Genomic DNA, 22824 nt, shown 5'->3' with positions numbered 1-22824 from the left:
CGCCGCCTAGAGCGTGCGCTGGATTTCTTCGAGTTCGTAAACTTCAAGCACGTCACCGGCTTTGAAGTCATGGTAATTTTCGAACGTCAGACCACATTCCTGACCGGAATGGACTTCCTTGACGTCATCCTTGAAGCGGCGAAGGTTGTCGATCTCGCCTTCATAGATGATGACATCGTCGCGCAGGATACGGGCCTTGCAGTCGCGGCGGATATTGCCTTCGACCACGAAGCAGCCTGCGGCCTTGCCGGCCTTGCCAGCCTGGAAGGCATCGCGGATTTCGGCACGGCCAACGACATTCTCTTTGAATTCGGGGCCAAGCTCACCGGCCATCGCGGCTTTCACATCATCGATCAGGTTATAGATGACCGAATAATATTTGATGGTGATGCCCTCGGCTTCGGCAAGGTCACGCGCCTGCTTGTTCGGGCGGACGTTGAAGCCGATCACCAGGGCACCGGAAGCCTGCGCAAGCGCAATATCGGTTTCGGTGATACCGCCAACAGCCCCGTGGATCACGCGGCACTGGATGTCCTCGTTCCCGGCTTTGGCAAGCGCCTGGGTGATGGCTTCGACCGAGCCCTGAACGTCGCCTTTGACAACCACGTCGAACTGCATGAGGCCTTCATTCTCCTTCATCTGGGAGAAGATGGACTCCAGCGTCTTGGGTGCGGCGGCGGCGGCATGGCGCTTGTCACGCATGAGATCCTGGCGATACGCCGTGACTTCACGGGCACGCGCCTCGTTTTCAACGACGGCGAACTCATCACCAGCACCCGGCGTGCCATTGGCGCCCAGAACCTCTACCGGCTGGCTGGGGCCTGCTTCTTTCACCTGCTGGCCACGGTCGTTGACAAGCGCCCGCACACGGCCCCATTCCGGACCGGCGACGAAAATGTCACCCACCCGAAGGGTACCGCGCTGCACGAGCACGGTGGCCACAGGCCCGCGGCCCTTGTCCAGCTCGGCTTCGACAACGACGCCCTCGGCGGAGCGGTTCGGGTTGGCCTTCAGCTCAAGGATTTCAGCCTGAAGCGCGATGGCTTCTTTGAGCTTGTCGAGACCAGCACCGGTCTTGGCGGAAACTTCCACTTCCTGGGTATCACCCGAGAAGGTTTCGACCACAACTTCATGCTGCAGCAGTTCCTGGCGGACATGGTCCGGGTTGGCAGCCGGCTTGTCCATCTTGTTGATGGCAACAATCATCGGCACGCCAGCAGCCTTCGAGTGGTTGATGGCTTCGATCGTCTGCGGCATCACGCCGTCATCGGCTGCCACCACCAGAACCACGATATCGGTCACACTGGCACCGCGCGCCCGCATCTGCGTGAAGGCAGCGTGGCCCGGCGTGTCAAGGAAGGTGATCTTCTGATTGCCGACATCGACCTGATAGGCGCCGATATGCTGGGTAATGCCCCCGGCCTCACCCGACACCACGTCAGCTTTGCGGAGAGCATCGAGAAGCGAGGTTTTACCGTGGTCGACGTGGCCCATAACAGTCACGATCGGCGCGCGCGGCAGCAGATCCTCAGCCGCATCGGCCTCGCCCACCATGCCGATCTCAACGTCGGCCGCGCTCACGCGCTTCGGTGCATGGCCAAATTCGGTAACCACCAGCTCGGCGGTATCCTGGTCAAGCGTCTGGTTGATCGTCGCCATGACGCCGATACCCATCAGCGTCTTGATCACGCTGGTGGCTTTCTCGGCCATCCGGTTGGCAAGTTCCTGGACCGTGATGGCTTCAGGGATCGTGACCTCACGCGCCTGTTTGGGCTGGTTGTTGGCGTCCATACCATGGTTGCCGCGTTTCTTGGCCTGCGCCCGCTTGTAAGCTGCGAGCGAGCGCTGACGCGCTTCTTCGCCCTCAAGCGCACGGTTGAGGGTCAGGCGGCCAGAACGGCGGTCATCACCACGGCCACGACCACGGGCCGGGCGCTCCTGCTGTGCCGGGACGCCGGCCTTCTTGGTACGCTTGCCACCACGACGGCGGCCTTCTTCGTCCTGTTCGGTCGTCGTAGCCTGACGCGCCTCGCTCGCCTTCTTGAGCTGCACGGTACGGGCTTCAAGGTCGGCTTTCTTGCGGGCTTCCGCTTCGGCCTTTTCACGTACTTTCAGTTCGTCCGCAGCCTTCTTCTCGGCTTCGGCTTCGGCTTTGCGCTTGGCCTCTAACCCGGCCTTGCGCTTGGCATCTTCTTCCGCGCGCTTGCGGGCATCGGCTTCATCGTCATGGGCTGCGGCTTCCTGAGCCGCCGCTTCAGCCGCTTCGCGCTTCTTGCGCTCAGCGTCTTCCTTGGCACGGCGCTCGGCCTCTTCTTCGGCTCGGCGCTTTTCTTCCTCGGCACGACGATTGGCGTCTTCAAGCGCCTTCATGCGGGTTTCCTGCTCGGCGTTGGTCAGGCTCTGACCTGCGTCAGATGCCGGGCGCTTGGGCACATAAGTTTTCTGTTTCTGGGCCGGTCCGGTTTGTGGCGCAGCCGGGGTTTCACCCTTGGTCAGAACGCGCTTTTTCTTGCGTTCAACCACCACTGCCTTGCTGCGCCCATGGCTGAAGCTCTGACGTACCTGCCCGGTCTCAACACCTTTGTTGACACCCAGCGTACGTCCAGACAGCGTAAGTTTTTTCTCGTCGCTCATATTAACCTTCGTTCCCTTGTGCGTCACAAGTCAGTGGGGCAACCCCACGCATCATCATCAATCGGCCAACATCGGCCTCAAACTTATCGGCACCGCCGCTGTTCATCAGCAGCACATGCACAACATTATCCCGACCGAGCGCTTTCGAAAGCGCTTCCCGGTCAAACAGCGCTACCACGGGCACAGTATCGCCCACAGCGGCCTTCAATTTCCGGCGCCCGTCGTCGGCACCGTCGGTGGCGGCGAGCAGGAGGCGCGGCTTGCCCGCCCCTCTTTTCGCCAGCGCGGCTTTGATCTTGTCAAAGCCTGTCACCACGTGACCGGCGCGCTGTTCAAGCCCCAACCGGTCCAGAAGGCGCCTGACCAAAAGCCGGTCGATCTGCGCCGAAAGGTCCTCTGGCACCGCGCTCCGCGGAACCCCGGTCTTCAAGGACCGGCTAACCGCTTTCGCGAGCTGCCCCGAACTTACCGCCGCGTCAATCAGCGCCGCATCGGCACTGACCCATACACCGCGTCCCGGCAGACGGGCCGCCACATCCGGCACCAGGGTGCCATCAGGGTCAAGGACCAGCCGAACCAGACTTTCCTCTGCTTCGGCCTGCATTTTCAAGACGCACCGTCGTTCCCGCATGGTTACCCTGCCGATCTTCGGTGCGGGCCCCGGACCTTAGGCCCGAGGCTCTTCTTCCACGGCCGGTGCCTCAGCAGCCGGAGCGGCTTCAGTTTCAGCTTCAGTTTCAGCCGCAGCTTCCGCTTCAACATCACCTTCTTCCGCAGCTTCTTCGTTGCCGCCGAAAGCATCCTCAGCCGAAATCCAGCCCAGAGCCACACGTGCGGACATGATCATATCGCTGGCGACATCCTCTGCGAGAGAGAAGCCCTTCAGGATACCATCTTCCTTGCTCGTCAGCTCATCGGCGGCACAGCCGGCGAAGTCTTCAAGCGTCTTCACTTCGGCTTCACCGAGAGCAACCAGCATCTGCGGCGTCAGGCCTTCAACATCGGCGAGCGCGTCTTCAACGCCCAGCTCGACCCGGCGTTCATCAGCGGCACGGGCTTCGGCTTCCAGGAAGTCACGGGCACGACGCTGAAGTTCGGTCACCAGGTCTTCATCGAAGCCTTCGACGGACAGAAGTTCTTCCGGCTCGACATACGCGATTTCTTCAAGCTCGGTGAAGCCTTCAGCCACCAGGAGGTGCGCCAGCGTGTCATCGACATCGAGCGCTTCCATGAAGCGGCGGCTCTGCGCCATGAACTCTTCCTGACGGCGCTCCGATTCCTCGGCTTCCGTCATGATATCGATGGTCCAGCCGGTCAGTTGCGACGCCAGACGCACGTTCTGGCCGCGACGGCCGATGGCGAGCGAAAGCTGCTCATCCGGCACCACGACTTCAACCCGGGTACGTTCTTCATCCAGCACCACCTTGGTCACTTCGGCCGGCTGCAGTGCATTGACGATGAAGGAAGCCACATCGGGCGACCACGGAATAATGTCGATCTTCTCGCCCTGAAGCTCGTTCACAACAGCCTGCACGCGGCTGCCGCGCATCCCGACACAGGCACCGACCGGATCGATCGAGCTGTCATTCGAGATAACGGCGATCTTGGCGCGCGAACCCGGATCACGGGCGACCGAGCGAATCTCGATGATGCCATCATAGATTTCCGGCACTTCCTGCGCGAACAGGGAGGCCATGAATTCGGGGCGCGTCCGCGACATGAAAATCTGCGGGCCGCGGTTTTCCCGGCGGACTTCGTAAATGTAACCACGGATACGCTCGTTCTGGCGGATATGCTCCCGCGGGATAACCTGATCCCGGCGCATGATCGCCTCGGCTTTCCCGAGATCCACAATCACGTTGCCATATTCAACGCGCTTGACGATGCCGGTGATCACTTCACCGACACGGTCTTTATATTCGTCATACTGGCGCTGACGCTCAGCGTCGCGCACCTTCTGGACGATGACCTGCTTGGCGGTCTGGGCCGCGATACGGCCGAAGTCCATCGGCGGCAGGCTCGAGGCCAGATAGTCACCCACTTCGGCGTCCGGCTTGTCTTCGCGGGCGTCTTCGAGGCTGATTTCCACCGCCGGATTTTCGACGTCTTCAACCACTTCCAGAACGCGGAACAGGCGAATGTCGCCGGTGTTCTTGTCGATCTGGGCCCGGATTTCGTTTTCCGCACCATAGCGAGACCGCGCTGCTTTCTGGATGGCTTCTTCCATCGCCTCCAACACGATATCTTTATCAATCGCCTTCTCGCGGGCAACCATGTCCGCGATTTGCAGCAGTTCCAGCCTGTTTGCACTGACAGCAGGTGCCATTACATTCACTCCATTGCTTTTGAGGCACGGGACCAAGGCCCCCGGCGCCTGCCAAAAACTCTATTTTTCCGCCAGGACTTCCGCCTCGGCATCGTCATGGTTACGGGCCTGTTTCTGCACCGCTTCCAGAAGCTCATCCGTCAGGAGCAGCTTCGCCTTGGCAATATCATCAAAGTCCAGCGAAACTTCACCTTCGTCGGTATCCATCACCAGCGTCTTGCCATCGAAGGACAGCATACGCCCGCGGAACCGCCGGCGGCCATCGATCTGCGTACCGAGCTCGACCTTGGCGTCGAAGCCGACCCATTGTTCGAAATCCTTCGGCCGGGTCAGCGGCCGGTCGATACCGGGTGAACTGACTTCGAGGAGATATTCCCCCGGCAGTGGATCTTCGACATCGAGGATCAGCGATACTTCACGCGACAGGCGCGCACAGTCATCAACGCTCATGGTGCCGTCAGGCCGCTGGGCCATGATTTGCAGAGTCGGTTTCCGGCCACCGCCATAGGTGACCCGTACCAGTTCAAACCCCAGGGATTCGACGGTATTTTCAATGATCTCAGCAATCTGATTCGCGGCTTCGCTCACCAATCCAGTCCTTTCTGCTTCCGGCTCTTGCCGGGGCCAAAACGCTACACGGCCACAGTTCTTAGGGTATAGGCTATCGCAACAGTGGGCCTAAGCCCACTCCCGGAATAAAGACCAATACTCTAGGAGAAGCGGCATCTATATAACGCCTGTGGGCCGCTCGGGCAAGTGAAGAATTATAGGCACCGCCTGCCTTTGAGACGCCAAAGCCACATGGGCTTGCCGGGGTCTGAAGCGAGGACCGATTCGGTCCTTAGCCGCGGGGCACGCGCCGGAAGCGGAAATAGGTTGCCCGGCCTTCAAGCGCCTTGGCTTCATAGCGGGTTTCCGGCCAATCGTCCGGGCGGGTAAGCCAGTCTTCGGGGCCGTTCGCCAGCCATTCGAAATCGGTCCGGCCGCTCATCTGAAGCGCGGTCCATTCGCGGTAGATCGGATGGTCGGTGCCCACCCTGAATTCAGCCCCGTCCTTCATGATCCGCGCAAGATCATCCAGGTTATGGCGGCCAACGAACCGCCGGCGGGCATGGCGCGTCTTCGGCCATGGGTCCGGATGCAACAGGAAGACCCGGTCAACCGACGCGTCCGGCAGCTTCCAGATCACATGGCGGGCATCGTCGCCATAGATGCGGATATTCTGGATATCGTTATCCTCGATGTGCGCCAGAAGACCGGCCACACCGTTGAGGTACGGCTCACAGCCGATCAGGCCCACGTCCGGGTGCGCCTGGGCCTGCCAGGCCAGATGTTCGCCCTTGCCGAACCCGATCTCTAGCCATAGTTCTTTCTTCGGCGCGCCAAACAGCGCCGCCGGGTCGATCATGGTGTCGCCTTCAGGCACAGTGACAGAAAGGCGCGGCAACAGCTCATCCATCATGGACTGCTTGCGGCCCGACAGCGGCTTGCCCTTGCGGCGGCCGAAAAAGCGGCGCTCCGGGCCTACAAAGCCGGTCTTGTCTTCGGTGTTATTTTCAGGCGTATCGGTCATGGCCCGCCCTATAGCGCAAAGGCGGGCGCACGCAAAGGCTATTTTGCCTCTTCGGCGTCCTTGGAATCCTGATCCGCGGACGTCCCCGGGATGGTGTGACGCCACATGCGCACCATGATGATCACCGCCGACAGGATGAGCGTCAGCATAATCCTGAGCGCGGACGGGATCATCGGCGCCGGGTTCGGACGCGGCAAGGGGCTTTCCAGCACGCCCTTCCGGCCCAGGCCCATCTGGTTGATGATCCGGCCATAGGGGTCAATGACGGCGCTGATGCCGGTACCGGCGGACCGGACGAGCGGCAGGCCTTCCTCGATCGCCCGAAGCCGCGCAAGCGCCAGATGCTGGTGCGGACCTTCGGTCATACCGAACCAACCGTCGTTGGTGATATTCAGCAGCCAGTCCGGCCGCTGCCCCGGCGGGAAAGCATGGCCCGGGAAGATGACCTCATAACAGATAAGCGGCGAGAAGGTCGGGATGCCCGGCAGGTGGATGACCTGATGGCGTTCCCCCGACGTGAAAGCCGACCCACCGACCAGTTGTTCAAGGCCCAGCTTTTTGAAGAAGCTTTCGAACGGGATATATTCGCCGAACGGCACCAGCTTGACCTTGTCATAGCGGGCAAACAGGTCTGCCTGGGAATTAATCGCGAACAGGCTGTTGTAGAAATGGAGGCCATCCGCCTTGCGCTCATACCGGGGGGCGCCGGTGATGGCGAAGGCGCCATATTCCAGAAGCCGCGAAACCTGCCAGCGCAGGAGCGAGCCTTCCCGGTCGAAATCCTCCCGCTGGACTGCCGTTTCCGGCCAGATGAGCAGGCGAATACCGTGGGCGCGGCCATGGGCATCCCCCTGGCGCGACAGTTTCATATACTGCTCGAAATGATCGTCGATCAGCCGTGTGACCCATTTTTCCTTCTGCGGCACATTGGCCTGCACAAGACGCATGGACAGACCGATATGATAATGGGTCTTGCCCTCTTCCAGCCGGATGAAACCGGCAAGCGCGACCGCCGCCATCAACAGTGTCCCGCCCACAGCCCAGCCGAAGCGGCGCCAGCCGGTCCCCTTGTCGATCAGCACCACGAGGCTGCCCGCGGTCAGCATGGTCAGGAAGGTGAGGCCGTAAACGCTGAGCCACAGAACGCTCTGCGCAACCGGAAGCCAGTCCGACCAGGCGGAGCCGACAAGCAGCCATGGCAGCCCGGTAAACCAGGTCCCGCGCGCGACTTCCATCAGGGTCCAGACCGCCGCGAAATAAAGAATACGCGACGGGCCCTTGGGCCACAGCCGCCAGGCGACCCAGAAGGTCACGGCAATATAAAGTGCCAGCACCGCTGCCATGATGATGACGGCCACAGGCCCCAGGGCGGCCGGGATCGCGCTTTGCTGGGTGAAGCTATAGCCGACCCAGTTCATCCCCATGACAAAAAGGCCGAAGCCAACCCACCAGCCCTGGGCGAAAGCGTCGCGGCCATTTCGGGCGCGGTCGATCAGCAGGATCATGAAGGGGATCACAACGAACAGAAGCGGGAACGCGTTCACCGGCGAAAAGGTGCGCGACAGCAAAAGCCCGAGCAGGAAAGCGAAGGCGCGTCGTGTTATCCCCGGGCGGCTGTCAAGCCAGTCGAGCGCGCGGGCAACATAAGGCCCCGCACCATAGGTCTGCGTGTTTTGGTCAGTCATCGCTTGGCAGCTGGTCCTTCACGGGCGGATGGATGCGTACCTTGTATATGCGCCTGGGGTCGGCATCGACAACCTCAAAACGCCATCCGCTATCGTGAACGATGACTTCTCCGATTTCAGGCACGGAACCCGCGAGGCTGAACACCAGCCCACCGAGCGTATCGACATCTTCGCGGTCGCCTTCAGGCAGTAGGTCGAACCCGAGCACTTCCTCAAGTTCCTCCACCTCCAGGCGGGCATCGGCGTCATAGCCGCCACCCGGCAGTGGCACCAGTTCGGGCTCGGTGACGACATCATGCTCGTCTTCGATCTCACCGACGATTTCCTCAACGATATCCTCAACCGTCACCAGGCCGTCCGTACCACCATATTCGTCGACCACGATGGCCATGTGGGTCCGGGTCGCCCGCATCCGAGCCAGAAGGTCGATCACCTTCATTGACGGCGCGACATAGAGAACGGGCCGCTGGATCAACGCCATCCGGAAATCGGACGTGTTATCACCGTCCGCCATGACCTTGAGCGCGTCCTTGACATGAACCATGCCGAGAACGTCGTCGAGCGTATCGCGGTAGACCGGCATCCGGGAATGTGCCGCATTGGCGAACAGCCGGATCAGGCCGTTGAAGTCCGTATCCACAGGGACGCCGATGATGTCGGCGCGCGGCACCATGACGTCATAGGCCCTCAGCGCGCCATATTCGAGCACGTTGAAGAGCATCTTGCGCTCTTCCTGGCCCAGGGTCTGGCCGTGGGCTTCGTCCTCATGCTCCTCAAGCGCTTCTTCCAGGCTTTCGCGCAAGGTGACTTCCTGGGACCGGAACCCCAGTTTTTCCTTCAGGCCGCGCCAGAAGCCGCCGCCGTTTTTGGCGCGGTCATCGGTCATCGTCATGCTCCACCCTGTAGGGGTCCTCTATGCCGAGATGCGCGAGGATTTCAGCTTCAAACGCTTCCATTTCCTCAGCCTCTTCATCCTCGATATGGTCGTAGCCGAGCAAATGCAGGATGCCGTGCACCGTCAGGTGGCTCAAATGGTCGAGGAGGGGTTTGTCCTGTTCCGCCGCTTCGCGCACCACAACGGGTGCCGCGATCACAAGATCCCCCAGCATCACGGGCGGACCGCCCATTTTGGACAGGCGGAAAGCATCCGACAGGTCATCGGGCTCAACCCCCGGGAATGACAGCACGTTTGTCGGCTTGTCCTTGCCGCGATAGTCCCGGTTGAGCGTTTGGCTTTCGTCGTTCCCGACCACACGCACGGAAAGCTCCATCGCGGCATCGGGATGTGTCAGCGCTTCGGAAAGGGCTTGAACGGCAGCGGCTTCAAGGGTCGCCTGAACGGCGGCATCGTCCCCCAAGCCAGGATCGGCAAGATCAAGATCGAAGGTGAGGCCGGGCAACGCGTTAATCGTCGGCCGGCCGATGCTACTGGGAGGAATATCGTCTGTCATGGTCTTCTATATCAGCGGCCGTCGTCGTCACCATATGCGTCGACAATTCGGCCCACAAGCGGGTGGCGTACCACATCCGCTCCGGTGAAACGGGTTACGGCGATGCCCTGGATACCATCAAGGACATCAAGCGCGTGCGCAAGACCCGAGCGGGTATTTTTCGGCAGATCGACCTGGCTTATATCACCACAGACCGCCATGCGGCTGTTTTCACCAAAACGGGTGAGGAACATTTTCATCTGCATCGGCGTCGTGTTCTGGGCTTCGTCCAGGATGACATAGGCGTTTGAAAGCGTCCGGCCACGCATGTAGGCAAGCGGTGCGATCTCGATCTGGTTACTGGCGATGCGTTTTTCAACCTGTTCGGCCGGCATCATGTCATAAAGCGCGTCATAAAGCGGTCGCAGGTAGGGGTCGACCTTGTCCTTCAGGTCACCGGGCAGGAAGCCGAGATTCTCCCCCGCTTCCACCGCCGGGCGCGACAGGATGATGCGGTCGATCTCGCCCGCCAGCATCCGGGCGACCGCCATGGCGACGGCCAAGTAGGTCTTGCCGGTCCCCGCGGGGCCGACACCGAACACCATGTCGTTTTTGCTAAGCTTGCGGATATAGTCCGCCTGGCCGGGCGTGCGCGGCATGATCACCCGGTTGCGGGTGGTGATTTTCATGTCGCTGTCGACGCGCGGCATCATCTGGGTCGGGCGGTTGGAGGCCGGCGGCTCCGTGCCTTCGGGGCGTAAGCCTTCGGCCATGCGTACGGCGCCGTCGACATCACCGATGTCGATCGAGCGGCCATCACGCGCCATTTCATAAAGATCGTTCAGGACTTCGCGCGCCACCTTGGTGCTCTCGGGTGAGCCCTCGATCGCGATGCGGTTGCCACGGTTGATGAGCACAACGCCGAGGCGTTGTTCGATACGGGCTAGATTTCGGTCATGCTGTCCAAAAACGACGGCGGCGAGACGGTTATCTTCGAATTCAACCACTTTCTTGCGGTTGTCGGACGCTTTACCCGAGAGTGCGGGCGCTGAGCTGGCCTTGGCGTGCATATTCAAATGGTTCGCGGCTCCTGTTTGCCAGCCTCCTTCGTCCTCACGAAAGCGTGCTGACAAGTTCCCCTTTGAGACTGTTCGGTCCGCTTTCGACGATTTTCACGCGAACCAATCGGCCCATGTATTCACTGTATGGTTTATCGGCCCCCGCGTCCAGCGCATTGTCAGCCGATGAGACATCCACATGGACCGCCTGAAGGTAGGGGCTACGGCCCAGAAGCTGACCGGGATATTTGCCTTCGCGCTCCAGCAGAATGTCCATTTCCTTGCCGACAGAAGCTTCGTTAAACGCCAACTGTTGCTCATTCAACAGGTCCTGCAGGCGGGCCAGGCGCTCGCTTTTCACATCTTCGGGGACCTGCTCCTCCAGGATTGCCGCGGGCGTGCCCGGGCGCGGGCTGTATTTGAAGCTGTAGGCCTGGGCGTATTTCACCCGGCGCACAAGGTCGAGCGTGGCTTCGAAATCCTCATCCGTCTCGCCCGGGAAACCGACGATAAAGTCGGACGACAGGGCCAGGTCCGGGTTTGCTGCCCGAAGTCGGTCGATGATGGCGAAATAGTCTTCGCGGGTATGCTTGCGGTTCATGGCATCGAGGATACGGTCAGACCCGCTTTGCACCGGCAAATGCAGGTAAGGCATACAGGATGCCACATCGCGGTGCGCGAAAATCAGCTCATCATCCATATCGCGCGGGTGCGAGGTGGTGTAGCGGATACGGCCGAGGCCTTCGATCTTGTCGAGCTCAGCGATGAGCTCGCCGAGGGAGGCGGTGCCACCCTGGCCGTCATCGCCGTGATAGGCGTTGACGTTCTGGCCGAGGAGCGTGATCTCGACCACACCCTTCGCGACCAATCGTTTCGCTTCCGCAACAATGTCCGCCACCGGGCGGCTATATTCGGCGCCGCGGGTATAGGGCACCACGCAGAAAGTGCAGAATTTATCGCAGCCTTCCTGCACGGTCAGGAACGCGGCCGGGCCGTCGAACGTGCTGTCATCCGGCAGGTGGTCGAACTTGGTGTCGACCGGGAAGTCGGTATCGAGCACCCGGGCAGACCGGCGCCCACCGGTGCGCTGTTCTTCCGCTGCCTTCAGCATGTCCGGCAGGCGGTGGTATGTCTGCGGCCCGAGGACCATGTCGATCGCGGGCGCGCGGCGCATCATCTCCGGCCCTTCGGCCTGGGCGACGCAGCCAGCAACGGCGATGAACATATTTTTGCCGTCGGCCGCCTTCTCATCCTTGGTGGCGCGCAGGCGGCCGATTTCGGAATAGACCTTCTCGGCCGCTTTTTCACGGATATGGCAGGTGTTGAGGATGACAAGATCGGCGTTTTCAGCGTCGTCCGACAGTTCATAGCCATGCGGCTTCAAGACATCCGCCATACGCTTACTGTCGTAAACATTCATCTGGCAGCCATAGGTCTTGATATGGACTTTCTTACTCACGGCGCACTCCTGTCCACTGCTCGGACATCATCTATCTCAGCCACAGCCCCGGTTATCGGGCATTTTCGTGCCATCACCGGGACCCTCAAAAAGGTGCCGGAGACTACCAAACAAGCTTCAGGAGTCAACCTTGGAAGCGGGCCCAAGGCCTAGGCCAGGCGCTGGTCCCCGCCCAGAAGCGGAGACTCGGCCGGTGCCGGCAGGCCTGCACGCGGACCATGGCGCAGTTCGGCACGGTGTGCCCGCTCGAGCCCCATGCGGATTTCGCGCTCACAATAAGCGGCCAGTTCCTTACGGCCACCGGCCTCCGCAAGCGTGATCGGAGCATGAAATTCCAGCGTCGCCTCCACCCGGGCCCGGCCGAGGAACTGCCGGAGGTGGGAGAAAAGCTCCATATCGCCAACCCAGGCAACCCAGGGCTTTTGCGAGCGGATAAGCGGCATCCCATTCATTTCGGTATAGGCCAGCGTGATCGGCTGGATGACCAGATTATGTTCCGTCGCCGCATCCGCCTGTTCGGCCACGGAAAAGAGCGCCGACTTGAAGCGCGAGACACGCATGCCATCTGTCGATGTGCCTTCAGGGAACAGGATGAGGCTGTCGCCGCCGCGCACCCGCTCGGTCAGGCTGTCGCGCTGGCGCACACTATCGGTGCGGCGCGAGCGGTTTACAAATACGGTTTTATGAAGCTTGCACAGGGAGCCAATGACCCCCCAACCGGAAATTTCGGATTTGGCGATAAAGCTGGCGTTCGGTAACAAGCCGCCGAGCACCATGATATCAAGCCAGGAGATATGGTTGGCGGCATAGAGAACCGGCCCTTCATGCCGTTCCTGCCCGACAACCGTAACCCGGATCCCCAGAAGGGCGGTGATTGTCCGGTGCCAAAGCCCCGCGACCGGCCACCAGGCGCCAGGCACAAAATTGACCATCAGATATTGAAGGGAAGCCAGGGGAACCGTGACGACAAGCGCGGCAGCAACGCGGGCATAGCCCAGAAGGGACCAGCCCTCAGAGCCCAGGTTGGATTTCAGCCCGCCATATTCTTCCGCCATCGCTCACTCCGCGGCCCCTACTCAAGAGCCCTTTTTGTCCCGGTCCACCGGCACGCCATACAGCTCCATCCGGTGATCCACCAGCTTGAATCCCAGCCGGCGTGCAATTTCTTCCTGAAGCACTTCTATTTCATCATTATGAAACTCCAGCACTTCGCCGGTTTCCACATTGATGAGATGGTCATGATGTTCTTCCGTCACGGCCTCGTAGCGCGAGCGGCCATCACGGAAATCATGACGCTCCAGGATGCCTGCTTCCTCAAAGAGCCGCACGGTCCGGTATACGGTGGCGATGCTGATCCCCGAATCGACAGCTGTCGACCGGCGATAGACCTCTTCAACGTCCGGATGGTCTGTTGCCTCGGTCAGTACACGGGCAATGACCCGTCGCTGGTCCGTCATCCGCATACCTTTTTGCAGGCAAAGGGCTTCAATGTCCGGGTTGGCGTTATCCATGACCTCGTCAGGCTCCTCGGGTTTTCAATACTGATACTTTATGTCCGCAAGATGGCACATGGGACAGGCAAGAGCAAGCCGGGCATCCCCTGATTTGGGACACCCGGCTTGCTGTAAAAATAGTAGATTTTTAGATTATTTCTTGCGTCCGCGGCCCAGGCCGATTTTCTTGGCCAGTTCCCGCCGCTGGTCGGCGTAATTGGGCGCAACCATGGGATAGTCCATGGGCAAACCCCAGCGTTCCCGATAGTCTTCCGGGGTCATATTATATTGTGTCTTCAGATGGCGTTTCAGCATCTTGAGCTTCTTGCCGTCTTCCAGACAGACAATATAGTCCGGCGTGATGGACTTCTTGATCGGCACAGCAGGCTGAGGCTTTTCTTCTTCAGCTGCCTGTGACCCACCCAAACCGGCCAGCGTGCCATAAACTTGACGAATGAGATTGGGGAGATCGTCAACGGCAACTTCGTTGTTGGCAACATGCGACGCCACAATATCTGTCGTCAGTGCCAGCAATTCTTCTTTCTGTATATCTTTGTCTTCCATAACCCTCGTTCCACTTTACCAGGCGGCTGTGGCCACGTTTTTCCTACTTGCCTTTGCTTTCCCGATCCGAAAGCCTTATTGAGACAAAATAATATTTAACTTCCCGGAGCCGTCTTCCTATGCAGACCACCAGCCCCCGGCGGACCCTCGATCTACGCGGCACCACGTGCCCCATGGCATTCGTGAAAACACGTCTGTTCCTGGACACATTGGTTAACGGGGATATAGCAAGCATCGTCTATGAAAAAACACGGTCAAACGAACCGCTGGTACGCTCGATCCGGTCCTTGGGGCATGAGATTTTGTCGGAAACCGACACCCATTCGCTCCCATCATTCATATCTGCGGACGTCGACGCTGCCAGCCGTCCCCCTGTCAACACGCTACAGTTAATCGTAATTGAAGTTCAAGTAAAGAAGTAATGAATCATTTTATTTCATTTATCAGCATCTGGATTATTTAGAATTAACATTAAACAAAGCGCATCAACACGTTTACCACTTTGAGTTTGATAATACCGCCTTCTTTGGCCGATCTCTTGAAAGCCCGAACTCCGGTATAAGTCAATTGCGGGCGCATTATCTGCCCGGACCTCAAGGAACAGTTTTTCTCCACCCGCCGCTTTTAGCTGTTCCCCGATAAAAGTCAGCATGTGCCGGGCATACCCTTGGCCGCGGGCTGCCGGCACCACCCCGATGGTGATAAGCTCCGCTTCATCGAGCACCCGACGCCAAAGAGCAAATCCCACAGGAATTTCATCGACATAGGCCACTGCAGCCGATACTCCCTGCAATACCACCATTTGGCGAAACTCTTCTGCCGACCACGGCTTTTCGTCTTGCCCGGCAAATGCCAATTCATGCAGATGAGACAAAAGGTCAGGCCCGTTTTCGCCCTCCAGGCTGACGAAAGCCATGTGCAGAGCAGCCATTCGCCCGTGCCCCGTCATGGCGCGACAGGTAGCAGCGGCTTTGCTTTGGCCGCGTCCGCCGCCCGCAGATAAAGCGGATCAGGCGGGAAGCTCTCTGGCGCAAGGGTCTCTGCAAGCGATGCCAGAACCTCGGGGTCAATGCCCCCTGTGGGAACCGCCCCAGGCATCACGGAAGGGCTGCCGCTCCCGACAATCCGGCCCGGGGTCGCCGTGATCCGGCGGAGGATTTCATCAACCGGCAAGGAAGCGGGCTCGGATATCGGCATGGGCAAGCCGTCTTCACTGCGGCCCTCGAACGCCTGATGATAAGCCTGACCGCCCCTGCCGGTCATCACGGCATGAACAGGGCCATCGCCTTCAGCCGCTGCCGCCAAAACGGTAAGCCCGGACAGGCCAAGGCAGGGAACGCCAAGCCCCAGCGCCAAACCGCGCGCAACCGACAAGCCAATCCTGAGCCCCGTGAAGGTACCGGGGCCACACGTGACCGCGACCCGGCTTATATCCGGGTAGCCCGTGCCCGCTGTCTCCAGGAGCCCTTCGATCATGGGCAGCAGGTGCTCGGCATGGCCCCGGCCGATATTGTCACAGCGGGAAGCCAGCACATTGCCTCCTCGCACAAGTGCGGCGCTGCAATAAGCCTCCGATGTATCGATGGCGAGAATCGTCATGAATGAGCGGTCCTGCTTTGAGACGAAAGTCATTATACCATAGCGTGGGCAGACGGGTTCAACCCGGAGAGGTATCAACGGCTTCCATGCACCCCGGACACGCTTCCCACATGGCGCACCTTGATGCACCAATATTCGCACATCGTCTTGCCAGCTTGGCGCAAACAAGGCAAGACTAGCGTCCTGATGACAAGGGGAAATGACGGTGTATCGGTTTAAATTTGTCCTGAGGCTTCTATCAATCTGGCTGGCCACGACAGGGTTTTTTGCCTTTCCTGCCGCCGCTGACCAGTCGGCCGTGGTCCTGCTTTATCACCGCATCGGCGAGGATAGCATCCCCTCGACCAATATCCGCATAGACCAGTTCGAGGCCCAGATCGCCCTGCTCAAATCCGGCGGCTACCATTTTCTGCCTTTAGGGGAAATTGTCCGCAGGTTGAAGGCGCGTGAGGACCTGCCCCCGCGCACCATCGCCATCACTGTCGATGACGCATACAAGTCTGTTTTTGTGAACGGCTGGCCGCGCCTCAAGGCCGCCGGCATCCCCATGACCCTGTTTGTCTCCACCGATGCGGTCGACAGAGGCAGCAGCAATTACATGACCTGGGACGACATCCGCGCGCTTAAAGCCGACGGTGTCGAAATCGGCCATCATTCGGCCAGCCACATGCATATGCCGCACGCCGGGGTCAAAGCCGCCATCGCCGACATCAAAGCCGCCAACAAGCGGTTCGAAGATGAACTGGGGGAAAAGCCGACCCTGTTTGCCTATCCTTATGGTGAGTATGATCTGGACATCAAGAAAGCGGTCATGAAAGAAGGCTTCACGGCCGCTTTCGCTCAGGTTTCAGGCGCCGCGGCGCAGTGGAGCGACCCCTTCGCGCTGCCGCGCTTTCCGATCAATGAACATTATGGCGACATGACCCGCTTCAAGCTGGTGAGCCAGGCGATCGCCCTGCCGGTCAGCGATGTCGTGCCCCTCAACCCGCTGGTGACCGATGACCGCAACCCGCCGCTTTTCGGCTTTACCGTCGATGATATGGTAAAGGGCCTGGGCGCGCTGGCCTGCTACCCCAGCCATCTGGGCGGCCCGGCCAAGCTGATGCGGCTTGCCGGTAACCGGATCGAAGTCCGGTTCGACAAGCCGTTCCCCAAAGGGCGGAACCGCATCAACTGCACCATGCCCGCAGGCCATGGCCGCTGGTATTGGTATGGGAAATTCTTCCTGGTGCCGGGCGGCAAGCTCGACTAACCGGCCTGCCGCTTACTCAATGGCCCTGATCACTCAACGGCGCGGACGTCGGTGACTTCCGGCACATAATATTTGAGCAGGTTTTCGATCCCGTGCTTGAGGGTCAGGGTCGAGCTGGGGCAGCCTGCACATGCGCCCTGCATCTGCAGATAAACCACACCTTCCTTGAAGCCGCGATAGACGATGTCGCCGCCATCACCCGCGACCGCCGGGCGGACCTTTTCATCAAGGAGGGTCTTGATCTGATCAATGATGTCAGCATCGGCCTCATCTTCATCAACCGCATTTTCCCCTGAGGATGCATGTTCGATGAAGGCAGGAATGCCGGAGGCATAAAACTGCATCAGTGCCGCCAGCACCGCAGGCTTCAGGCTGTCCCAGTTTTCACCGGTATCTTTGGTGATGGTGATGAAATCGTAGCCGAGAAACACGCCGCGCACGGCCGACAGGGCGAACATCGCCTCGGCAAGCGGGCTGGCGCCCACGGCGCTCTCCGCATCGGGGAAGTTGGCGGAGCCACGCTCCATCACCACGCGCCCAGGCAGGAATTTCAGCGTATCGGGGTTCGGTGTCGGCTCGGTTTCGATAAACATGACTGAATCCTTCTTATTTCTCGGGATTGATTTGGGGCTTTTGAGCGCGCGCGTCAAGGGTCAATGCGCCGCACCTTATAGACAGCCGTCAAATTTTAGGAAAGAGGAAGCTCGGAAATCAGCGCATCCAGGCAAGTCTCCAGGGGCTCCCGCGTGCCAGAAACCCGGCACAAAACCAAGGCGCCCTGGATACGTTCTATCATCTCCCGCGCCCAGGAATCTGCTTCGGCACCCAGCACACCACTGTCGCTGAGAGCCGCCATCAAACCCTGGCGCCATGCCGTCACGGCCGTCGCAATCCTGTCGGCGAAAAGCACCCGCCCTTCACCGAGGAGCAAGCTGTTCATCAGGCAGTGCGGGATATCGCCGCCATAATAGCGACCGGTGCCGGCAAGCGATGCCTCAAGCCGGTCGCGCGGGTCGTCCTTGCCTGCAAGCGGCGCCAAAATCAGCTTCTGAAGCCGGGCGCCCGCGTGGGCGAGCGCATAGAGCGCCATGTCTTCCTTGCCGCGGGGAAAATGATGATAAAGGCTCGCCTTCGAAAGCCCCGTGGCCGCTGCCAGCATCGACAGGCTCGCCCCGTCATAGCCGTAGCGCTCAAACACCGGGCTCAGTTTTTCGGCAAGGCCTGTCTTTGTCAGTCGCGCCGGGCGGGCCATGGCAGTCTCCTGTTTACATCCTCATGTTATTCCCAACCGAATGTTCGGTCAAATTGAAATAACCCCATGGTGCGACAAGCCTTGCCGCCCCCCGTAACTTTGCCTTATTTTGCCGCCATGCTGGCATGCGCCCGAAATGGGCGTGCCTGGACTGTGGGACGGAAAGGAAGCGCGTGGCGAAACGCACGGACAACAAGACGAAGAAGGCCAAAAAGTCGGATGCCCCCCATAAGGGCCGCCGCCGCGAGCCCGTCGCCCCCACCGACACGGCACAGAAAAAAGCCCGCAAGCCGCTTATCAGGCGGATCGTGTATGGCCTTGCAGTCGCCGGGGTCTGGGGTTTCATCCTCGGGCTTGTCGGCATCTTCTACCTGTCGCTCGACATGCCGGACCTGGATAACCCACCGCTGCCCGGCGAAACCGACCCCGCGGTGATCGTCAAGGCATCGAACGGTGCGACGCTGGTGCGCACCGGCCCGATCTATGGTGACTGGGTCGCTTTCCGCGAAATTCCGGATTCGATGGTCCACGCCATCGTCGCTGTGGAAGACAGGCACTTTTTCGAACATGTCGGCATCGACTTCCGCGGCCTTGCCCGGGCGGTGCTGACCAACCTGCGGGCAGGCGGCGTGCGCGCAGGCGGCAGCACGCTGACCCAGCAGCTGGCCAAAAACCTGTTTCTTTCAAGCCACCGGACAATCAAGCGCAAGGCGCAGGAACTGCTGCTCGCCTTATGGCTGGAACAGAAATTCACCAAGAACCAGATCCTGACGCTGTATCTGAACCGGGTCTATTTCGGCGGTGGCGCATATGGCATCGATGCCGCTTCACGCAAATTCTTCGGCCACAGCGCCCGCACCCTGTCGATCACCGAATCGGCCATGCTGGCGGGGCTGGTGAAATCACCCTCGCGCCTGGCGCCCCACATCAACCCGGACGGTGCCTGGGAACGGGCCAAGGTGGTTTTGGACACCATGGTCGAAACTGGCGTGTTGACGCCATCTGCCGCGATCAAGCTGAAGAAGGAACCGCCCCATATCGTCAGCGCCGTTGCCGGGCGCGACGTGCGCTACTTTACCGACTGGGTGACCGGGGAGGCCTATCGCCTGCTGCCGAAAGCGGCCGGGCAATCGCTGATCATCTACACGACGCTCGACCCCGCCGCCCAGCGCGCCGCCACCCTCGCGCTCGACCGCGGCCTCAAGACCGAAGGCGCCAAACACCACGCCACGGAAGGGGCGATTGTCTCGCTTGACCTGGACGGTGCCGTGCGCGCCATGGTCGGCGGTGAGGATTATGCCAAAAGCCAGTTCAACCGGGCGACACAGGCCCTCAGGCAACCGGGGTCGGCCTTCAAGCTATTCGCTTACCTCACCGCCCTCGAAGCCGGGATCGAGCCGGATGATAAGTTCGACGACACCCCGATCATGATCAACGGCTGGGCACCCAAGAACTATGACAATAAATTCCGTGGCGAAATGACCATGAAGGATGCCTTCGCCCACTCGATCAACACCATTGCAGTCCAAATCGCCGAGAAGGTCGGGCTCGACAATGTGGTCGCCATGGCACACCGGCTGGGCATCACCACCCCTGTGCAGCCGGTTCCCAGCCTGCCGCTGGGCAGTGAGGAAATTCACCTGACCGACCTGGCCAGCGCCTATGACGCCGTCGCCAACGGCGGCTTCCGGGCTGAGGCCTACAGCATTGTCGAGATCACCTCGCTTGAAGGCGAAGTCCTGTATAGGCGTGCCCCCACGCCGCTCGTGCCCGTGCTCGCCCGGCCGATCGTCGACAAGATGGTCGAGCTTCTGACCGCGGTTGTCAGGTCCGGCACCGGCCGCCACGCCGCGATCGACCGCCCGATTGCCGGCAAGACAGGCACCTCGCAGGACAGCCGCGATGCGCTGTTCGTCGGCTTCACCAGCGACCTGACGACCGCCGTGTGGGTCGGCAATGACGACGGCTCACCGATGAAATGGGTAACAGGCGGCGGCCTGCCCGCCCGCATCTGGGCGGACTATATGCTCGATGCCCATATCGGCCATCCGGTCAGGCCGCTCCTCGCGGACGCCGGCATGTATGACGCCGCAGCCAAAACCGCGGAACAGGTCCCGCCGCCGCAGAAGAAGAAAAAGAAGAAGGGCTTTTTCAGCCGCCTGTTCGGCGGAGACTAAGCCGACAGCCTGCGTCAATCGCTCGCTTGCGCTTCACCGCCCGAAGGGATATGCCCGATGAAGCCAACAAACAGTTATGCGTAAGCTCAGGGACAATACCATGCCGCAGACAGATCCGGCCCGCCGGGCAGAAATCCATGCGTTCGTCGTCGCCTTTTATGACCGCGTCCGCGCGCATAAAGACTTGGGGCCGATCTTCAACGAACGGCTGGATGGTCATTGGGCCGTCCATTTCAAACGGCTAACCGACTTCTGGGTCACCATCCTTCTGGGGACGCCCGCCTATAAGGGCAATCCGTTCGAAGTGCATCAGATGCTGCCCGACCTGACGCCCGAGCTGTTCACCGAGTGGCTGACCCTGTTTGAACAGACCGCGCCTGAAATGCTGTCCCCCGCGCTTGCAGAGAAGGCCGTTGAACGCGCCCACCGCATCGCCGACAGCCTGCAACAAGGCTTGTTCTTCCGCCCGCAGGCAAGCTAGCCGAAACTGACCGACATGAGCCCCGCGCCCACGTCGGAGCGGAGCCAGCGGCGGTGCGCGCGGTAATCCGGCACACAGCGTTCGACATGGGCCCAGAAGCGGTCCGAATGATTCATTTCCAGAAGGTGCGCAACTTCATGCGCGGCGACATAATCGAGCACGGCATCGGGCGCCATGATAAGGCGCCAGTTGAAGCGAAGCGTGCCCCGGCTTGAACAGCTGCCCCAGCGGCTGCGCATATCGCCGATGCTGACACGGGCAAAAACCACATCAAGCGCCCCGGCGTGATACTGGGCGCGGGCATTCAGCTGTATCCGCGCTTCAGCCTTCAGCCACTTCTCCAACCGGGACGGCGCCATATCGGCAGGACCGCCGATCAGCAACTGCCCATCCTGCAGGGTGACGGTACGACCGCCCGACCCGAGGAAACGGATGGTATGCGGCTGCCCCCGGAACGACACCCTATCGCCGTCCCCGAGGCTTTCGGTAGAGATGAGCTTGCCGCGTTCGGCAACCAGCCAGCTGGTATGTTTTAGAACGAAATCTTCGGCGGCGGATAGCCTGACCCGCGTCGGCAGCGTCAGCCGCACGTCGCCCGTGCGGCTGCAGACCCGGAGGATCATTTTTTTCGCGCGTGCGTTACGGCGAACCTTTACCGGCACGTCTTGACCATCAAGTATCAGCCGGAGTTCTTCCGCCATCAGCGCCCTTCCTTCAGGCTGGCCAATCGACCAGATGGTCTTCAAAGTCACCGGCTTCCCGCTCATCGACCACACGGCCTTTCACGGTTTTTCCGGCTTTGATCATGCTGTCAGGGTCGCCGCTCACAAGCGGGTGCCATTCCGGCAGGTCCTTGCCTTCATAAAGCAGCCGGTATGCACAGGTGGACGGCATCCAGGGCAGCTTGTCCAGCATATCCGCAGTCATGACGACACAGTTGCCGACAAAGCGCTGGCGCACCCAATATTTGCCGCACTTGATGGTCTCCGGGTCGAGGAAGCGGCAGGCGATATCGGTATAATGGATCTCGCCTGTATCCTCATCCTCCAGCTTGTGCAGGCAGCATTTGCCACAGCTGTCGCAGAGCGATTCCCACTCCTCGCGGCTCATCTCGGTGAGCGATTTTTCTTTCCAGAAAGCTGTCACTTGGTGTCTTTGACCTTCGTTAGAACCGGCCGGAGCGCCGCCACCATCTGGTCAGGCGTATTCCGGCTGGAGAAAATGCGCTGGAACTTGCCGTCCGGCCCCATGACGAAGATCATCGACTGGTGATCCATCAGGTAACCGTCCGAGTCCTTCACAACCCGCTTCTTATAATAAACCTTATATTCCTTGGCGACCTTGGCAATTTCTTCAGGTGTCCCCGTCAGGCCCAGAAGGCGCGGATAGAATTGCGGCACGTATTCGGCCATTTCCTTGACCGTGTCGCGCTCAGGGTCGATCGAAATGAAGATCGGCTGCAAGGGCGTGGTGTCGTAGCCTTCCTTGTCCAGGGTCTCAAGCGCGCGGCTCATCTTTTCAAGCTCAAGCGGGCAGACATCCGGGCAGTAGGTGTAGCCGAAATAAACCAGCATGAAACGGCCACGAAAATCGGTATCGGAGACTTTTTGACCGGTCTGCGATGTCAGGGTAAACGGTCCGCCGGGGCCGGATCCCGCGTCTTGCGCCGTCATGAAATGGCGTCCTACAAAAAATATCCCGACCAAAACGACGGCAGCCCATAACATCAGCCGTACAATTTTCATGTCACATCTCCATTTTTTGTGATCTACCCAGACCCGAAAAAACCACCGGAGGGCTTGTGATCCTGCCGGTGTTATAGAAATATGTACCGCACATGT

24 protein-coding genes are annotated in these 22824 nt (G+C 60.2%); 4 read left to right on the top strand and 20 right to left on the bottom strand.

Going from position 1 to position 22824, the window contains the following annotated elements; translation table 11 throughout:
* Positions 1-6: 6 nt before the first annotated feature.
* The 13 genes from infB to K6118_RS04110 all read right to left on the bottom strand — a co-directional run bounded on the left by infB (position 7) and on the right by K6118_RS04110 (position 14222).
* Positions 7-2634, bottom strand: a complete 2628-nt coding sequence (gene infB / locus K6118_RS04170; RefSeq protein WP_247118960.1) for a translation initiation factor IF-2 — start codon at positions 2632-2634, stop codon at positions 7-9.
* Position 2635: 1 nt separating this feature from the next.
* On the bottom strand, positions 2636-3265 hold the full coding sequence (locus K6118_RS04165; RefSeq protein ID WP_247118959.1) for a DUF448 domain-containing protein: 630 nt from the start codon (positions 3263-3265) through the stop codon (positions 2636-2638).
* Between the two features lie 36 nt (positions 3266-3301).
* Entirely contained in the window at positions 3302-4960 is a 1659-nt protein-coding gene (nusA, locus tag K6118_RS04160; protein ID WP_247118958.1) for a transcription termination factor NusA, read from the bottom strand.
* Positions 4961-5020: 60 nt separating this feature from the next.
* Positions 5021-5548 carry a ribosome maturation factor RimP gene (gene rimP, locus K6118_RS04155; protein WP_247118957.1) on the bottom strand — a complete coding sequence of 176 codons (528 nt, stop codon included), beginning with the start codon at positions 5546-5548 and terminating at the stop codon, positions 5021-5023.
* A 253-nt stretch (positions 5549-5801) separates the two neighbouring features.
* On the bottom strand, positions 5802-6533 hold the full coding sequence (gene trmB / locus K6118_RS04150) for a tRNA (guanine(46)-N(7))-methyltransferase TrmB (RefSeq protein WP_247118956.1): 732 nt from the start codon (positions 6531-6533) through the stop codon (positions 5802-5804).
* Positions 6534-6571: 38 nt separating this feature from the next.
* Positions 6572-8218, bottom strand: coding sequence for an apolipoprotein N-acyltransferase (lnt, locus tag K6118_RS04145; RefSeq protein WP_247118955.1), 1647 nt, complete (start codon positions 8216-8218; stop codon positions 6572-6574).
* Complete coding sequence (locus K6118_RS04140; protein ID WP_247118954.1) at positions 8211-9110, bottom strand: hemolysin family protein; 900 nt, start codon at positions 9108-9110, stop codon at positions 8211-8213. The genes lnt and K6118_RS04140 overlap by 8 nt, the downstream gene beginning before the upstream one ends.
* Entirely contained in the window at positions 9094-9669 is a 576-nt protein-coding gene (gene ybeY / locus K6118_RS04135) for an rRNA maturation RNase YbeY (RefSeq protein WP_247118953.1), read from the bottom strand. Before ybeY ends, K6118_RS04140 begins: the two co-directional genes overlap by 17 nt.
* 11 nt (positions 9670-9680) lie before the next feature.
* Positions 9681-10718, bottom strand: coding sequence for a PhoH family protein (locus tag K6118_RS04130; RefSeq protein ID WP_343269907.1), 1038 nt, complete (start codon positions 10716-10718; stop codon positions 9681-9683).
* Between the two features lie 43 nt (positions 10719-10761).
* The gene (miaB, locus tag K6118_RS04125) at positions 10762-12165 is read right to left on the bottom strand and encodes a tRNA (N6-isopentenyl adenosine(37)-C2)-methylthiotransferase MiaB (RefSeq protein ID WP_247118951.1); all 1404 of its coding nucleotides are present in this window, start codon (positions 12163-12165) and stop codon (positions 10762-10764) included.
* 149 nt (positions 12166-12314) lie between these two features.
* On the bottom strand, positions 12315-13220 hold the full coding sequence (locus K6118_RS04120) for a lysophospholipid acyltransferase family protein (protein WP_247118950.1): 906 nt from the start codon (positions 13218-13220) through the stop codon (positions 12315-12317).
* Between the two features lie 21 nt (positions 13221-13241).
* On the bottom strand, positions 13242-13676 hold the full coding sequence (locus K6118_RS04115; RefSeq protein ID WP_247118949.1) for a Fur family transcriptional regulator: 435 nt from the start codon (positions 13674-13676) through the stop codon (positions 13242-13244).
* 135 nt (positions 13677-13811) lie between these two features.
* Complete coding sequence (locus K6118_RS04110; RefSeq protein ID WP_247118948.1) at positions 13812-14222, bottom strand: Ros/MucR family transcriptional regulator; 411 nt, start codon at positions 14220-14222, stop codon at positions 13812-13814.
* A gap of 119 nt (positions 14223-14341) precedes the next feature.
* Between K6118_RS04110 and K6118_RS17610 the strand changes: the two genes are divergently transcribed.
* Positions 14342-14644 carry a sulfurtransferase TusA family protein gene (locus K6118_RS17610; protein ID WP_425531535.1) on the top strand — a complete coding sequence of 101 codons (303 nt, stop codon included), beginning with the start codon at positions 14342-14344 and terminating at the stop codon, positions 14642-14644.
* A 14-nt stretch (positions 14645-14658) separates the two neighbouring features.
* On the opposite strand, the gene rimI is transcribed toward K6118_RS17610, so the two are convergent.
* Together rimI and tsaB are read right to left on the bottom strand one after the other, a co-directional pair.
* Positions 14659-15153: a ribosomal protein S18-alanine N-acetyltransferase gene (rimI, locus tag K6118_RS04105; RefSeq protein ID WP_247118947.1), complete on the bottom strand. Its 495-nt coding sequence runs from the start codon at positions 15151-15153 to the stop codon at positions 14659-14661.
* Between the two features lie 14 nt (positions 15154-15167).
* Positions 15168-15821 carry a tRNA (adenosine(37)-N6)-threonylcarbamoyltransferase complex dimerization subunit type 1 TsaB gene (gene tsaB / locus K6118_RS04100; RefSeq protein ID WP_247118946.1) on the bottom strand — a complete coding sequence of 218 codons (654 nt, stop codon included), beginning with the start codon at positions 15819-15821 and terminating at the stop codon, positions 15168-15170.
* 205 nt (positions 15822-16026) lie between these two features.
* On the opposite strand from tsaB, the gene K6118_RS04095 reads away from it, so the two are divergent.
* Positions 16027-17073, top strand: a complete 1047-nt coding sequence (locus K6118_RS04095) for a polysaccharide deacetylase family protein (RefSeq protein ID WP_247118945.1) — start codon at positions 16027-16029, stop codon at positions 17071-17073.
* A gap of 29 nt (positions 17074-17102) precedes the next feature.
* On the opposite strand, the gene K6118_RS04090 is transcribed toward K6118_RS04095, so the two are convergent.
* Positions 17103-17666 (bottom strand): NifU family protein, encoded by a 564-nt coding sequence (locus K6118_RS04090; RefSeq protein WP_247118944.1) that lies wholly within the window; start codon positions 17664-17666, stop codon positions 17103-17105.
* A gap of 95 nt (positions 17667-17761) precedes the next feature.
* Positions 17762-18325, bottom strand: coding sequence for a TetR/AcrR family transcriptional regulator (locus K6118_RS04085; RefSeq protein WP_247118943.1), 564 nt, complete (start codon positions 18323-18325; stop codon positions 17762-17764).
* A 173-nt stretch (positions 18326-18498) separates the two neighbouring features.
* Here K6118_RS04085 and K6118_RS04080 point away from each other — a divergent pair, with 173 nt between their 5' ends.
* Complete coding sequence (locus tag K6118_RS04080; RefSeq protein ID WP_247118942.1) at positions 18499-20502, top strand: transglycosylase domain-containing protein; 2004 nt, start codon at positions 18499-18501, stop codon at positions 20500-20502.
* 100 nt (positions 20503-20602) lie between these two features.
* On the top strand, positions 20603-20983 hold the full coding sequence (locus K6118_RS04075; RefSeq protein ID WP_247118941.1) for a group III truncated hemoglobin: 381 nt from the start codon (positions 20603-20605) through the stop codon (positions 20981-20983).
* On the opposite strand, the gene K6118_RS04070 is transcribed toward K6118_RS04075, so the two are convergent.
* Genes K6118_RS04070 through K6118_RS04060 form a run of 3 tightly spaced genes read right to left on the bottom strand, consistent with a single transcriptional unit; the run spans position 20980 to position 22656 of the window.
* On the bottom strand, positions 20980-21684 hold the full coding sequence (locus K6118_RS04070) for a M48 family metallopeptidase (RefSeq protein ID WP_247118940.1): 705 nt from the start codon (positions 21682-21684) through the stop codon (positions 20980-20982). The two genes, K6118_RS04075 and K6118_RS04070, sit on opposite strands and share 4 nt — an antisense overlap.
* 13 nt (positions 21685-21697) lie before the next feature.
* Positions 21698-22129, bottom strand: a complete 432-nt coding sequence (locus K6118_RS04065; protein WP_247118939.1) for a YcgN family cysteine cluster protein — start codon at positions 22127-22129, stop codon at positions 21698-21700.
* The gene (locus K6118_RS04060) at positions 22126-22656 is read right to left on the bottom strand and encodes an SCO family protein (RefSeq protein ID WP_247118938.1); all 531 of its coding nucleotides are present in this window, start codon (positions 22654-22656) and stop codon (positions 22126-22128) included. The genes K6118_RS04065 and K6118_RS04060 overlap by 4 nt, the downstream gene beginning before the upstream one ends.
* Between the last annotated feature and the right edge of the window lie 168 nt (positions 22657-22824).

The sequence above is a fragment of the Kordiimonas marina genome (assembly GCF_023006325.1).
GTDB lineage: Bacteria > Pseudomonadota > Alphaproteobacteria > Sphingomonadales > Kordiimonadaceae > Kordiimonas > Kordiimonas marina.
The sequence above is the reverse complement of the archived record's forward strand: the minus strand, read 5'-3'. Positions and strand labels throughout refer to the sequence as shown.